The organism is Virgibacillus ainsalahensis, assembly GCF_055380755.1.
The window spans coordinates 3,075,774-3,089,538 of the sequence record NZ_AP043943.1 but is presented as its reverse complement, the minus strand read 5'-3'; the positions used below and the strand labels follow the sequence as shown (position 1 = coordinate 3,089,538).

Genomic DNA, 13,765 nt, shown 5'->3' with positions numbered 1-13,765 from the left:
GGTGGTTATACTGCATAATTTTTCCCGTTCTAATAACAGTTGTTTTCATTCTCAGTAAATGTCACGTCCCACTCTGGGTGACTATCCTCTCGAGGTCAATCCTGTCGAGTTTCTTCTTGTCGTACGGTATTCAAGGGTTGACCAGATCTTTTGTTTTCAGCGTTTTAAAAATCAGCATTTCTTCCATTACTTTTTCCTGAATTATTGGTATGATAAAGGCTACACTGTTATGATTAAACAAAGAAGGGAGCCATTTCAAATGGAGCAAAGAATTAATCAGCGGAAAACAGAACATATACGTCTTTGTTTAACCGAAAATGTTGAAGGAATCAATAAATCAACCGGGCTGGAAGGAATTTCATTTATACATAATGCATTACCGGAGATTAATTTTGATAATATAGATTTGAGTACCAGTTTTTTAAATAAGAAATTAAATGCGCCGTTTCTCGTGAGTTCCATGACAGGTGGTTCAGAACTGGCAACAAGCATTAATCAGAATCTGGCACTAGCTGCAGAAAAAATGGGATGGGCTGTTGCCTTGGGATCAACGAGGGCCTTGCTTGAGAGCAGTGCGCATGAAGATTCTTTTCTGATCCGTAAGCAAGCACCAACAGTACCTTTAATTGCGAACCTGGGAGCGGTTCAATTAAATTATGGCTATGGGGTGGAAGAAGCGCAGCGGATTATTGATAAGACAGAAGCAGATTCGCTCGTTCTTCATTTCAATAGTCTTCAGGAAGCTGTGCAGGACGGCGGAGATTTAAACTTTGAAAATCTTTTGCCAAAAATAGAAAAAATCACAAAGGCTTCCAGTGTTCCAATTGGTGCAAAAGAAGTCGGTTTTGGCATTGATGGAACAGTAGCCGAAAAATTATACAATGCTGGAATTTCCTATATTGATGTTGCAGGTGCTGGCGGGACTTCCTGGAGTCAGGTGGAGAAATTGCGCTCACTGGACCCTCTAAAAAAGGCTGCTGCTGAAGCATTTAATGATTGGGGATTGCCAACGAAGGACTGTCTCGTTTCTGTCCGCGGGAAATTACCTGATGTTCCGCTTGTAGCTAGTGGTGGAATGAAGACGGGAGTAGATGCAGCGAAGGCAATTACAATTGGGGCAGATGTTATAGGATTTGCCCGTCAATTGCTGCAAGCTGCAACAGAGTCTGAAGAAGCTGTTGTGAAAACAATGGAACAAATCGAACTTGAATTGAAAATGGTAATGCTTGGTATTGGTGTCAAAACACTGAATGAATTGAAAAATACAAATCGTGTCAGTATTATGGGAAGATCATTATTGGAGGAAAACAGCTAAGGCTTTATTGCTTTAGCTGTTTTTTTATTACTTTTTATTTTCACCTGAAAACATGTTTGAAACCTTTCATACACTAAGAAAGTTTTACCATCGTTTGGTGGGTATTATATATATAAATGAAATTGTTGAAGGAGGAATATTGCATGCCTTGGACTTTAAATGACTACCCGTCATCCATGAAAAACTTAAATGATGTTACGAAGAAAAAAGCAATTGATATAGCAAATTCAATGGTTGATGAAGGTTATGAAGAAGGAAGAGCCATTCCAATTGCAATTGAACAGGCGAAGGAATGGCGTGAAAATGCAAGCAGTGGTGAAATTAATCAATACGGCGAGAGTGGGAAACCGACGCAACGGTCGGAAGAAGGAAAGAAGTATGAGAATAATCCGGAAAGACTGAAGGAAGGCGAACAGGTTGTCACCCATGATGAAGGATGGGCAGTCCAATTAAGTAATGCCAAGCGTCCGAGTGAAGTTTTTGCACGCAAAGATGACGCAGTGGAACGTGCCCGGGAAATTGCAAGAAACAAAGGAACTTCATTAACAATTTATAAGCAGGATGGCTCTGTTCAAGAAAAAACAGCCTATTAGAATGAAGGATAGTGATGACTACCCCAACTGGGGTGGTCATTACTATCCTAGAGCACATTATTTAATGAATTATTCATGCTATGATACAATATTTCAGAAATGAGGTGGATGTTATGAAAATTGAAGTGTGGTCTGATTTTGTATGCCCATTTTGTTATATGGGAAAAAGAAGACTGGAAAATGCATTAGAGAATTTTACACATAAAGCAGATGTAACATTAGAATACAAAAGCTATGAACTTGATCCGGATGCTGAAGCGAAAGCTGGACAGAATATCTATGAATACTTTGCCAATAAAAAGGGAATGTCTATTGAACAGGCGAAAGATATGAACGAACAGGTAGGGAAGCAGGCTGCTGAGCTTGGATTAACCTATAAATTCGATACAATGCAGCATACAAATACATTTGATGCTCATCGTGTTGCAAAATATGCAGAGGAACAGGGTAAAGGACAAGAAATGACCGAACGACTGTTGCATGCTTATTTTACTGAATCAAAGCTGATCAGTGATTATGCAACACTAATCGAACTTGCTGAAGAGGTTGGACTTGATGGGGATGCAGTAACTGCATTACTAAAAGCAAATGGTTACGTGAATCATGTCCGGGCTGACGAAGAACAAGCGCGTCAAATAGGAGTGCAGGGTGTTCCATTTTTTGTATTCAATGAAAAGTACGCAGTTTCTGGTGCTCAACCAGAAGATGTGTTTACAGAAGTTTTTGAGAAAGTTTGGCAAGAAGAAAATGAAAAGCCTGTTTTACAATCCTTAAACACCAAAAAATCTGAGACAACCTACTGTACAGATGAAGGCTGTGAAACAGAATAACTACTATAAAAACCGCCAGATGAGGGATGGTGTTCTCATCTGGCGGTTTTTTCGCTTTAATGAAGTAAAAGTTATTGTAACAATAACTTGAATCGTTATTGACCTAAAGGCTTAATATGATATACTGTAGTTAATAATCTAATTGATAATGAATATCATTCTTAATTAGAATTATTTAAAGTTGATAATTATTATTAATAACCTGGTTATTAAATTTAAATGGGGAGTAATAGAAAACATTGGAACAGCCGTTTGGCTGGGGAAGTTTTTCTAAGAGAAGGTCGTTCTATGAAAATAAGATACTTAATATTAACGCTTATTATACTCTCGGTTGGATCTGTGTTTATCGGAGTTTCAAATGTTTCACCATTTGATTTATTCAGTTTAACTGAGAGTCAGGCACAAATACTGTTTGTCAGCAGGATACCAAGGCTGATAAGTATAATAATTGCGGGAGCGAGCATGAGTATATGTGGTCTGATTATGCAGCAGTTGAGCAGGAACAAGTTTGTTTCACCAACAACTGCCGGAACATTGGACTCCGCCCGATTGGGAATTCTTGTTTCCATGATGGTATTTACAGCGGCCAGTCCATTTCAAAAAATGATTGTATCCTTTGCGTTTGCACTCTTGGGTACATTCCTGTTTATGAAGATACTGGAGAAAATCAAATTTAAAGATGCTATATTCATCCCGCTAATTGGATTAATGTTTGGTAATATTATCAGTTCTGTTTCTACATTTTTCGCTTACCAAAATGATCTCATTCAAAATATGTCGTCATGGATGCAAGGCGATTTTTCGATGATCATGAGCGGAAATTATGAAATAATGTTTATTAGTGTCCCGATTCTTATATTAGCCTATATTTATGCGAATAAGTTTACGATTGCAGGAATGGGAGAAGACTTCTCCAAAAACTTAGGGCTGAACTACCGCCAGATCGTTAATCTTGGGTTAATGATCACGGCACTTGCAACAGCTTCTGTTGTGTTATCAGTTGGTGTGATTCCATTTCTGGGTCTGATCATTCCAAATATCGTTACAATCTATCAGGGGGATCACTTGAAGAAAACATTGATACATACCGCATTGCTAGGTGCAGTATTTGTATTATTTTGCGATATCATCGGCAGAGTTATAATCTATCCATATGAAATTCCAATCAGCTTAACCGTTGGGGTGATAGGTAGTGGGATATTCATCTATCTGCTGTTAAGGAGAAAGAAATATGGATTATAAGAAAAAAATAATTATCCTTGCCGTAATCGCAACACTACTAGCACTTCTATATGTTTTCTATGACTTAAGTGGCAATATTGGATATCTCTTGCCAAGAAGGCTAATCAGAGTAGCAGCCATCGTCTTGACAGGTGGAGCAATTGCCGTGGCGACTGTAATCTTCATGACAATAACGAATAACCGGATTTTAACACCGAGTGTTATGGGGCTTGATTCACTTTATCAATTACTGCAAACATTCATCATCTTTGTTGCCGGTGCAAATTCGCTCATTATGATGAACAGTCAAATTAATTACTTAATTTCGATTGGAATTATGATGTTATTTTCTCTAGTACTCTACCGTCTTCTTTTCAAGGGCGAAAAGAATAACATCTATTTTCTATTATTAATTGGAATGATTTTGGGAACATTCTTTGGAAGCTTCACAGATTTCATGCAAGTACTGATTGATCCGAATGAGTTTACGATGGTTCAGGACCGTATGTTTGCAAGTGTCAATAATGTCAATACAAACCTTGTCTACTTGTCTGCCGGCCTTACCATTTTAGTGTTATTGTATTTTACGCGTTTTTATAAATACATGGACGTTTTGGGGCTTGGTAAGGATCATGCGATAAATTTAGGTGTTCCTTATAATGTGGTTGTAAAACAGTTATTAATTATTGTAGCAGTTCTAATTTCCATCGCTACGGCGTTAATCGGACCAATCACATTCCTTGGATTATTGGTAGTAAATGTGGCATATGAATTTCTGAAAACGTATCGTCATTTTTACGTTATTATAGGATCCGTATTAATCAGTATCATCGCACTGCTTGGCGGACAATTTATTGTAGAAGAAATCTTTACATTTGAAACAACAATCAGTGTGATTATTAACTTTGTCGGTGGTGTCTATTTCATATATCTTTTGTTAAAGGAGAATAAATCATGGTAGATATTAAACGTGTATTTAAATCGTATAACCAAAAAAAGGTCATTGATGATGTATCCGTGGAAATAGAAAAAGGAACAATTACTTCATTTATTGGTCCGAATGGTGCAGGGAAAAGTACATTAATCTCGATGGTTAGCCGTCTTATTGCAAAAGATGATGGGGCAATTACGATTGACGGGGAAGATATTCTGCAGGCGAAAAACAATGAGCTTGCCAAGAAAATCTCTATATTAAAGCAATCAAATGCAATCAACCTTAAACTAACCGTTCGCGAACTCGTATCTTTTGGCCGCTTTCCATATTCACAGGGAAGACTGAAAAAAGAGGACTGGGAAAAAGTAGAAGAGGCAATTGATTATATGGAACTTAGGGATATGCAGGATAAATACTTAGATGAACTTAGTGGCGGTCAACGCCAGCGTGCCCATATTGCCATGGTAATTGCACAGGACACAGAATATATTCTGCTTGACGAGCCACTGAACAATTTGGATATGCGTCACTCTGTCCAAATTATGAAAACGTTGCGCAGGCTTGTGAATGAAATGGGCAAAACAATTGTCATTGTCATTCACGATATCAATTTTGCTTCCTGTTACTCTGATAACATTGTTGCATTAAAGGATGGGAAAATAGTGAAGCAGGGTCGCGCATGTGATGTTATTGATAAATGTGTCCTAAAAGATATTTATGACATGGATATTGATATTAAGGAAATTGATGACAGACGAATTTGTGTGTATTTCTAAGCAGTTAATAAAAGATAAAAATTTCATTCTGTGCAAGCACAATGAAAGCAAAAAACAAGTTTTTTAATAGCGGTTGCTGCATGATAAAAATGGATATAGGTAATTCATATGAAAGCCAAAAAGAATCAGTATAATAAATCCGGGCTTTTCACCAAAAGTCAATGGTGGAAAGTCCCGAATTTCCTTATACCGGCAAAAAAAAGCCCCTTATAATGGGATGACGTGTGTTGGTCAAATCCATTATAAAGGAGCCCTACCACTTTCAAGTTTACCTTATTTTATCAATTGGGTAAATAGTTTTGCTCAGGAGTTAAGAAATGTAAAATTTTCTTATTGCTAAAGTCCTGGCTAAAAAATCAAGGTTACTATAAATATAAAGAGAAAACATATCAATAAAATATATGTGGCATGAGCGCTCATGCCACACGGGATTTTTTCAGGACAGCCCATTTGCTGATTGAAAAAATCAATATATACCTTTTTGGCAGTAATACGTGATAATCCATCCAATAATTAGATTGCAGCATTCGTTATTTTAAATATAAATTTTAATAACAAAGGAGTTTTATAGATGAAGAAGGTTTACCTTTTACTGACAATGAGTGTACTGCTTGTTGTTATTACTGCATGTGGAACAGACGAGAGTGGTGAAGGAACGAGTGCTGAAGCTGGTGAGTCCATCACGATAGAGCATGAGCTTGGTGAAACAACGGTACCGAAAAATCCGGAAAAAGTAGTCGTTTTTGACTATGGAATATTGGACACGCTGGATAAACTGGATGTTGATGTTGCAGGCGTCGCAAAAGGGAGTCTTCCATCATATCTGGACCATTATGATAGTGATGAATATGAAAATATCGGAAGCTTAAAAGAACCAGACTTTGAAAAAATTGCTGAAATGGATCCGGATGTGATTATTATTTCCGGACGTCAGGCAAACGTATATGACCAACTGGAAGAAATTGCTCCAACTGTACATCTTGGGGTTGATAACACAAGATATATGGAATCATTTAAAGAAAATATGATGAAAACTGGAGAAATTTTCGGCAAGGAAGCAGAAGTGGAAGAAGAACTGGCAGCGATTGAAGAATCCATTGCTGAATTAAACGAAAAAACTTCCAACAGCGATGAGAACGCTCTGATTATATTGGCAAATGATGATAAAATCAGTGCGTATGGTCCAAGTTCCAGATTTGGGTTGATACATGATGTGTTTGGTGTACCTGCAGCAGATGAAGGTATTGATGCGTCGACACATGGAATGAATGTTACATTTGAATATGTCGTTGAACAGGATGCTGATCGTCTATATGTTATTGACAGAACAGCTGCAGTAGGCGGAGAAACTTCTGCAAAGCAGCTCGTGGAAAATGACTTAGTGAAGAATACAAAAGCATATGAAAATGATAATATTTATTACCTTGATCCAGATTTCTGGTACTTATCTGGCGGTGGTCTTGTTTCCGTTAGTGAAATGATTAATGAAATCGAGGCAAGTTTGAACTAAATTTGTGCAATCGAAGGCAATCCTCTAATTTTGGGGATTGCCTTTTTTAGCAGTTAAGAAGCCAACATGGCGGCGTATAGCATGTAGCCACTATTATTATGAAAACAGCTAATTTAACCAGAAGGCTCTTCAAAAAGATTGGGACTGCGATTACTCGTCCCATCAAAAGACTTGTTACTTTGGCACAAAAGATATAAAAGACGAAGTAACTTAACAATGATTTCCTCTCACCCCTTACAAAATAGGTGCTAATACAGCGCTGCTTAAAAAATACTCGCTTTCCACGGGGAACGCTTCAGCCTCCTCACTCGCAAAGACCGCTCGCTGCGGGGTCTTCAGACTGTTCCTTTTCCCGTTGGAGTCTCGCATTTTTTAAGCAGCTTAGAATAGCTTTTTGTAAGAGAAAATACGTTCATAAAACATAAATTCCATGAGCTTTATCCTTTCTATAATCAGAACACCACTCCAAGCGTAGGCAGAATACGTAGACTCCTGTGGGAATAGCACGAGTCTGAAGACCCCTGAAGAAGCGTTCTTTGCTTCTGAGGAGGCTGAAGCCGTGCCCACGGAAAGCGAAGTATTCTGCCGAAGCGATTGTGATAGCTCGGGTTCAAAAGAAATGGAAGAAGCGAAATCAAGATAAAGTTACTTCGTCTTTTATATCAACTGCGACGTTAAAGAGTAACAAAATTTACGAAAAGAGCCAAGCAGAAAAAGGCATAATCTTGTTTCATAGTGGTTATATTGAATAGCTTTTCCCGTTCTAATAGCAGTTGTTTTCATACAAATGTATAAAATTTTGGCATGAAATATTTATATTAGATTATCAGCCATGTCCAGCTTCAGCGCCTACCCCGCCTGAGATCTTAAGTAAGAATCCCCTCATGAGCAAAGGATGCGCATGTTGAGTTCTTAGTTAAAGCTATGCCATAGGTAATCAAGGCTTCCTGAGCTTTTGTTCTTCTGCATCATTTGTGGCAGAAATAAGTTTAGCATACAGGAAATTGTTTTTTAAATGTAAAGAAGCGGAGAAACCTTATGATGGCGCATATAAAAAAGGGTTTTACGAAATATGGCACTTGAAATATATGGATCGTATGTGTTTGAATTAAAGGAGATTGAAAGGGAAGTGAGGGTGTATTCAAATGAAAAAATTACTGATATTAGCATTAGCACTAAGTATAGCACTGATTCTGTCTGCTTGTGGAGGAGATGATTCTGCGGAAGAACAGGAAAATCAAACAACCAATAACCCTTCTGAGCAAGCCCAGGAACCAGTTGAAGTTACGGATGAAGAAAAGATCGAGGAAGATGCTTCCGTAGTTAACGTAAATGGTAAGGAAGTAAAAGGGGATAAATACAATCCGATTTACATGCAAGTGAAAACTACAATGCAGCAAAGTGGCCAGGATATCAGTAATCTGGATCAGATAAAAGAACAAACAGTCAACCTCCTTATCGAACAGGAATTAATTTTGCAGGATGCAGAAAAAGTAGGAATAGAAGTATCTGAAGAGGAAGTCCAGACAGAGCTTGATTCGATTAAAGAACAATCAGGCGAGCAGCTGACAACGGTCCTGGATCAGCTTCAAATAACGGAAGACCAGTTTAAATCCCAGTTAAATGATGATTTAATTACGACAGAATATATGGAACAAGAGCTTGAAGTAGAAGTTACGGATAAAGAAGTGGAAGAATTCTATAATCAACTAAAAGAACAAAGCGGAGAAGAAGTCGGTGAAATGGAAGAACTAGAGGAACAGATTCGACAGCAGATTAAGATGAACAAAACACAGGAAAAGCTGATGACTAAAGTAGAAGAGCTTCAAGAGCAGGCTGAAGTAGAAAAATTGATTTAACGATTTAGTAATGAGAAACAGCGTCCCTGTTATAGGAATGCTGTTTCTCATTTTTACTGTCTTTCAGGGGAAATTCTCTTATCAGCAATAGCGCATACGCTGTAGCGTCATTGCCTGATTCGACGTTTACTCACCTGAATTTTCTTCTTTTTGAATATGTCTCTTTTGTAATTCTTTTTGAATATCATTAATGGTTACACCCAGTAATTCCATCAGAACAAGTGTATGATAGGTGAGGTCAGCAATTTCCCATGTTACCTCCTGTTTATCATTATTTTTTGCTCCAATAATGACTTCACTCGTTTCTTCGCCTACTTTTTTCAGGATTTTATCAATGCCTTCATTGAAAAGATAGGTTGTATAAGCGCCTTCTACGGGATTCTGTTTTCGCTCTTTTATTTTTTCAGCAACTTGGTATAGAACATCCTGTGCTACTTCTTCCTCTTGATAGAGTAGGTTATGGAAACAGGATTCCTCCCCCTTGTGGCATGCTGGTCCCAGTGGTTTTACCTGAATCAACAGTGCATCCGCATCACAATCAAATGTTATTTTTTTAACCTGCTGCTTATTGCCGGAGGTTTCTCCTTTATTCCAAAGCTCCTGACGTGTGCGACTGAAAAACCACGTTTCCTTTGTTTGGATCGTCTTCATGATCGATGTTTCATTCATATAAGCAAGTGTTAATACTTTTCCGTTTTCTGCATCCTGTACAATAGCAGGTATACGTCCGTTTTCATCAAATGAAAGTTGCTCGATATTTACTTCCATTATTTATCCCTCCTAACAATGATACCTTTCTCAGCTAAAAACTCTTTTAACTCGGGTATCTGAATCTCACCATAGTGAAATACGGACGCTGCCAGAGCTGCATCTGCACCCCCGCTTTGCAGTACGGTTGAAAAATGTTCTTTTGTTCCCGCACCGCCACTGGCGACGATTGGAATATTGACGGAATCAGCAATTGCTTTAGTTAATGCTAGATTGTAGCCATCTTTTTCTCCATCTGCGTCCATGGCATTGACGACAATTTCGCCAGCTCCGAGACGTTCTCCGCGCCTGGCCCATTCAATGGCGTCAATCTCCGTATCATTTCTTCCACCGTTTGTAACTACATGCCATTGATCTCGCTCTGTTTGTTTTGCATCAATAGAAAAGACAATACACTGTGAACCAAATTTTAAAGCTGCTTCTGTAATGAGATTCGGATTGTTCACTGCAGCGCTGTTTATCGATACCTTATCTGCACCGGCACGCAGCACCTTATGAATATCCTCCAATGTACGAATCCCCCCGCCAACCGTAAATGGTATGGCAATTTCTGCTGCAACATTTTCCACAACATCCAGAAAAATATTTCTATCTTCATTGGAAGCTGTAATATCATAGAATACAAGCTCGTCTGCGCCAGCTTGATTATACTTTTTGGCAAGGTCAACGGGATCTGCAACATCCTGGATATTTTGGAATTTTTTCCCTTTTACAACACGCCCTTTATCTACATCAAGGCAGGGAGTAATACGTTTAGCGAGCATAATTATCACCCTCCACTAATTCTTCAAAGGTTAATGTGCCATCATATAAAGCTTTTCCAATAATAGCCCCGTACAGGTTTAATTCTGTTAATTTTTTTACGTCTGCTGCTGTCGTAACCCCACCTGAGGCAATGACATTCATAGAAGTAGCTTCATTAATTGCCTGTAACTCTTTGAAATTTGGTCCTTGCAACATGCCATCTTTTAAAATATCCGTATAAACGATGGTCTGTACACCAATGGATTCGAGTTCTTTGACAAGGTCGATAGCTTTGACAGAACTGTTTTTCGTCCAGCCTTCCGTTGCCACATACCCGTTTCGGGCATCAATGGAGACTGCTATTTTCCCTCCATACTTTTTTACCGATTTCTGTAAGAATGATTTATCATTAATTGCTGCAGTTCCTATAATCACACGATCAATTCCTGCAGTAATATATTCTTCAATGATTGGCAAAGACCGGATTCCACCACCTAATTGTATTGGGATGCCAGCCTTTTTTGTGATTGCTTTAATTGTTGATTTATTTATGGAATTACCAGTCTTGGCGCCATCTAAATCAACGATATGAAGGAACTGGGCACCTTTCTTTTCCCATTTGACTGCAGTGTCAGGAGGTGAATCGCTATAGATTTTTTCTTTATTGTAATCACCTTGTATAAGTCGGACACATTTTCCATTTTTTATATCGATTGCCGGAAACAGAATCATGAAATCATCTCCCCGAAATTTTGTAATAGTTGTAATCCAGTCACACCGCTTTTTTCCGGATGAAACTGCATACCAATTATATTATCCTGTTGCACGATGGCTGGTACAGTTCCTCCGTATTCACTACTGGCTGTCAGTGTGTGTTTTTGATAGCTGCTAACCATATAGGAATGAACGAAATATACATAGGCATCATCATCGATTTTGTTTAATATAGGACTCTTTGAATGATATGTAATGGTATTCCAGCCCATATGTGGAACTTTCACGGAACTCGGGATCCGGCTGACTTCTCCTTCCAGCAGACCAAGTCCGTTCCATTCACCATCTTCAAAGCTCTTGCCGTAAAATAACTGCATTCCCAAGCAGATACCGAGCAAGGGCTTCCCTGTTGCTGCTTCTTTTTGAATCACATCAATTAATCCCAATTGATGCAGTGCTTCCATTGCATCGCTAAAAGCACCGACACCCGGTAGTATAATCGCATCACTGTCCTGAATTGTTTGAGGATTAGTTGTTACACGTGATTCCAGGTTCTGCTTAGTTAGAGCGAATTGCAGGCTTTTGATATTGCCGGCTCCATAGTCAATAATAGAAATCATTGCATTTGCTCCTTTTTTATAGGGTTCCTTTAGTTGAAGGCACACCCTGGATCCGGGGGTTTTTTTGACTTGCCAGATCGAGCGCACGTCCAAATCCTTTGAAAATCGATTCAATGATATGATGTGAATTCTTCCCATAAGCTAGATTGATATGAAGTGTTATTTTGGCATTACTCACAAAAGCTTGAAAGAATTCTTCCACTAATTCGGTATCAAAAGCTCCTACTTTATCTTTTAGCCCATCCACATGGTAGACGAAGTATGGACGCCCGCTTATATCCAATGAAATGGTGGACAACGCTTCATCCATTGGTGTTGTAATCGTTGCATAACGGGTGATACCTTCTTTTTTTCCAAGTGCTTTGTTGAATGCCTGGCCGAATGCGATGCCGATATCTTCAACGGAATGATGTTGGTCAACTTCCAGGTCACCATTACATTTCACCTGTAAATCCAATAAACCATGCTTTGTCATCAATGTGAGCATATGGTCAAAAAAACCTGTTCCTGTATCAATTTCGGGCTTTCCTGTACCATCAATGGAAAGCTCCAAATCTATTTCTGTTTCAGATGTTTTTCTATGAATCTTGTAATTACGCATTTGGATCGTCCTTTCTTACTTGGATGGAATTGGCATGCCCTGTTAAACCTTCTGTATTTGCAAGTGTTATAATTGAATCTGCAGCTTGCTGCAATGCTTCTTGGGAATAGTGAATAATACTTGATTTTTTGACGAAATCATAAACGCCAAGCGGGGATGAAAAAGCAGCTGTCTCGCTTGTAGGCAATGTATGATTTGGCCCGGCAAAGTAATCACCTAATGCTTCAGGGGCATAGTTTCCCAGGAAAATTGCGCCGGCATTTTTAATGTGTTGAACACTATCGGCCGGGTTTTGAATCATTAGCTCCAGGTGTTCGGGAGCAATCATGTTAACAACATCAAGCGCTTGGTTTAAATGATTTGTAATAATTATTTTTCCGTTATTTTCCAATGATTTTTCTATAATATCTTTTCTTTCCAGCTTTGCTGTTTGTGTTTTTATTTCCGCTGCAACTTTTTTTGCCAATGGTTCACTTGTTGTAATGAAGATAGCACTTGCTAATTCATCATGTTCCGCCTGTGAAAGCAGATCCGCAGCTATGTAGCTGGCTTTTCCCGTTTCATCTGCTACAATACAAATTTCACTGGGGCCGGCAATCATATCAATGGCCACATCGCCATACACCCACTTTTTTGCTCTGGCAACGTAAGCATTTCCCGGTCCTACGATTTTTGCCACTTTTTCAATTGTCTCCGTACCATAGGCAAGTGCGGCAATCGCTTGAGCGCCTCCAACTTTATAAACCCTATCAGCACCAGCTATCTTGGCTGCCACGAGAACATATGGATTTACTGTGCCATCCTCCTGTGGTGGTGTAGTAATGTTTATCGATTCTACACCGGCTATTTTTGCAGGTATGACATTCATTAAGACAGATGAAGGATAAGCAGCCTTTCCACCTGGAATATAGACTCCAGCCTTCTTTAGCGGCGTTACTTTTTGTCCCAGCGTGACCCCGGCCTCTTTATTCATAAACCATGATTGCTCCTGCTGGTTTTCATGAAATGCTGAAATGTTAGCTTTTGCTTTTTTAATCGCTTCAATAAATTCTTCAGAAACCAGCTGCTTGGCATTTTCAAATTCCTGTTCCGAAACAATTAGGTCCTCTAATTTGACGCCATCAAACTTTTTCGTGTAATGATAAACTGCTTCATTGCCAGTTTCTCTTACATGTCTAATAATCTCTAAAACGGATTGGTCGAGTTTTTCATCATTTGTTTGTGCTTCAGAAAGCTTATTTTTTTCTTCGATGAATTGTTCGGCTGTTATTATTTTCATT

At 38.7% G+C, this 13,765-nt stretch carries 14 protein-coding genes; 8 read left to right on the top strand and 6 right to left on the bottom strand.

Annotated features, from left to right (window positions below; translation table 11 throughout):
- Positions 1-259 precede the first annotated feature (259 nt).
- The 8 genes from fni (at position 260) to ACZ427_RS15180 (ending at position 9,038) form a co-directional block, all read left to right on the top strand.
- The gene (gene fni / locus ACZ427_RS15215) at positions 260-1,315 is read left to right on the top strand and encodes a type 2 isopentenyl-diphosphate Delta-isomerase (RefSeq protein ID WP_461176933.1); all 1,056 of its coding nucleotides are present in this window, start codon (positions 260-262) and stop codon (positions 1,313-1,315) included.
- 143 nt (positions 1,316-1,458) lie between these two features.
- Positions 1,459-1,908 carry a DUF2188 domain-containing protein gene (locus tag ACZ427_RS15210; RefSeq protein WP_461176932.1) on the top strand — a complete coding sequence of 150 codons (450 nt, stop codon included), beginning with the start codon at positions 1,459-1,461 and terminating at the stop codon, positions 1,906-1,908.
- 113 nt (positions 1,909-2,021) lie between these two features.
- Positions 2,022-2,738 (top strand): DsbA family oxidoreductase, encoded by a 717-nt coding sequence (locus tag ACZ427_RS15205; RefSeq protein WP_461176931.1) that lies wholly within the window; start codon positions 2,022-2,024, stop codon positions 2,736-2,738.
- A gap of 288 nt (positions 2,739-3,026) precedes the next feature.
- Positions 3,027-3,980: an ABC transporter permease gene (locus tag ACZ427_RS15200; RefSeq protein ID WP_461176930.1), complete on the top strand. Its 954-nt coding sequence runs from the start codon at positions 3,027-3,029 to the stop codon at positions 3,978-3,980.
- Entirely contained in the window at positions 3,970-4,920 is a 951-nt protein-coding gene (locus ACZ427_RS15195) for an iron chelate uptake ABC transporter family permease subunit (protein WP_461176929.1), read from the top strand. The genes ACZ427_RS15200 and ACZ427_RS15195 overlap by 11 nt, the downstream gene beginning before the upstream one ends.
- On the top strand, positions 4,914-5,669 hold the full coding sequence (locus ACZ427_RS15190; RefSeq protein WP_461176928.1) for an iron ABC transporter ATP-binding protein: 756 nt from the start codon (positions 4,914-4,916) through the stop codon (positions 5,667-5,669). The genes ACZ427_RS15195 and ACZ427_RS15190 overlap by 7 nt, the downstream gene beginning before the upstream one ends.
- 571 nt (positions 5,670-6,240) lie before the next feature.
- On the top strand, positions 6,241-7,179 hold the full coding sequence (locus tag ACZ427_RS15185; protein ID WP_461176927.1) for a siderophore ABC transporter substrate-binding protein: 939 nt from the start codon (positions 6,241-6,243) through the stop codon (positions 7,177-7,179).
- Between the two features lie 1,145 nt (positions 7,180-8,324).
- Positions 8,325-9,038: a SurA N-terminal domain-containing protein gene (locus tag ACZ427_RS15180; protein ID WP_461176926.1), complete on the top strand. Its 714-nt coding sequence runs from the start codon at positions 8,325-8,327 to the stop codon at positions 9,036-9,038.
- Between the two features lie 126 nt (positions 9,039-9,164).
- Here the strand turns inward: ACZ427_RS15180 and hisIE are convergent, their stop codons facing one another.
- From hisIE to hisD, 6 genes are read right to left on the bottom strand one after another with little or no spacing between them, the layout of a single operon-like run.
- Positions 9,165-9,806 carry a bifunctional phosphoribosyl-AMP cyclohydrolase/phosphoribosyl-ATP diphosphatase HisIE gene (gene hisIE / locus ACZ427_RS15175; RefSeq protein WP_461176925.1) on the bottom strand — a complete coding sequence of 214 codons (642 nt, stop codon included), beginning with the start codon at positions 9,804-9,806 and terminating at the stop codon, positions 9,165-9,167.
- Positions 9,806-10,570, bottom strand: a complete 765-nt coding sequence (hisF, locus tag ACZ427_RS15170) for an imidazole glycerol phosphate synthase subunit HisF (RefSeq protein ID WP_461176924.1) — start codon at positions 10,568-10,570, stop codon at positions 9,806-9,808. Before hisF ends, hisIE begins: the two co-directional genes overlap by 1 nt.
- Positions 10,560-11,282, bottom strand: coding sequence for a 1-(5-phosphoribosyl)-5-[(5-phosphoribosylamino)methylideneamino]imidazole-4-carboxamide isomerase (hisA, locus tag ACZ427_RS15165; RefSeq protein ID WP_461176923.1), 723 nt, complete (start codon positions 11,280-11,282; stop codon positions 10,560-10,562). Before hisA ends, hisF begins: the two co-directional genes overlap by 11 nt.
- A complete protein-coding gene (gene hisH, locus ACZ427_RS15160; RefSeq protein WP_461176922.1) occupies positions 11,279-11,884 on the bottom strand; it encodes an imidazole glycerol phosphate synthase subunit HisH in 606 nt (201 codons plus the stop codon). The genes hisA and hisH overlap by 4 nt, the downstream gene beginning before the upstream one ends.
- A 16-nt stretch (positions 11,885-11,900) precedes the next feature.
- A complete protein-coding gene (hisB, locus tag ACZ427_RS15155; RefSeq protein ID WP_461176921.1) occupies positions 11,901-12,485 on the bottom strand; it encodes an imidazoleglycerol-phosphate dehydratase HisB in 585 nt (194 codons plus the stop codon).
- Entirely contained in the window at positions 12,478-13,764 is a 1,287-nt protein-coding gene (gene hisD / locus ACZ427_RS15150) for a histidinol dehydrogenase (RefSeq protein ID WP_461176920.1), read from the bottom strand. Before hisD ends, hisB begins: the two co-directional genes overlap by 8 nt.
- Position 13,765 lies beyond the last annotated feature (1 nt).

Excerpts from the sequence above, each read along its gene's own strand:
- fni (WP_461176933.1), top strand. The coding sequence starts at position 260 with ATGGAGCAAAGAATTAATCAGCGGAAAACAGAACATATACGTCTTTGT.
- ACZ427_RS15210 (WP_461176932.1), top strand. The coding sequence starts at position 1,459 with ATGCCTTGGACTTTAAATGACTACCCGTCATCCATGAAAAACTTAAAT.
- ACZ427_RS15205 (WP_461176931.1), top strand. The coding sequence starts at position 2,022 with ATGAAAATTGAAGTGTGGTCTGATTTTGTATGCCCATTTTGTTATATG.
- ACZ427_RS15200 (WP_461176930.1), top strand. The coding sequence starts at position 3,027 with ATGAAAATAAGATACTTAATATTAACGCTTATTATACTCTCGGTTGGA.
- ACZ427_RS15195 (WP_461176929.1), top strand. The coding sequence starts at position 3,970 with ATGGATTATAAGAAAAAAATAATTATCCTTGCCGTAATCGCAACACTA.
- ACZ427_RS15190 (WP_461176928.1), top strand. The coding sequence starts at position 4,914 with ATGGTAGATATTAAACGTGTATTTAAATCGTATAACCAAAAAAAGGTC.
- ACZ427_RS15185 (WP_461176927.1), top strand. The coding sequence starts at position 6,241 with ATGAAGAAGGTTTACCTTTTACTGACAATGAGTGTACTGCTTGTTGTT.
- ACZ427_RS15180 (WP_461176926.1), top strand. The coding sequence starts at position 8,325 with ATGAAAAAATTACTGATATTAGCATTAGCACTAAGTATAGCACTGATT.
- hisIE (WP_461176925.1), bottom strand. The coding sequence starts at position 9,806 with ATGGAAGTAAATATCGAGCAACTTTCATTTGATGAAAACGGACGTATA.
- hisF (WP_461176924.1), bottom strand. The coding sequence starts at position 10,570 with ATGCTCGCTAAACGTATTACTCCCTGCCTTGATGTAGATAAAGGGCGT.
- hisA (WP_461176923.1), bottom strand. The coding sequence starts at position 11,282 with ATGATTCTGTTTCCGGCAATCGATATAAAAAATGGAAAATGTGTCCGA.
- hisH (WP_461176922.1), bottom strand. The coding sequence starts at position 11,884 with ATGATTTCTATTATTGACTATGGAGCCGGCAATATCAAAAGCCTGCAA.
- hisB (WP_461176921.1), bottom strand. The coding sequence starts at position 12,485 with ATGCGTAATTACAAGATTCATAGAAAAACATCTGAAACAGAAATAGAT.
- hisD (WP_461176920.1), bottom strand. The coding sequence starts at position 13,764 with ATGAAAATAATAACAGCCGAACAATTCATCGAAGAAAAAAATAAGCTT.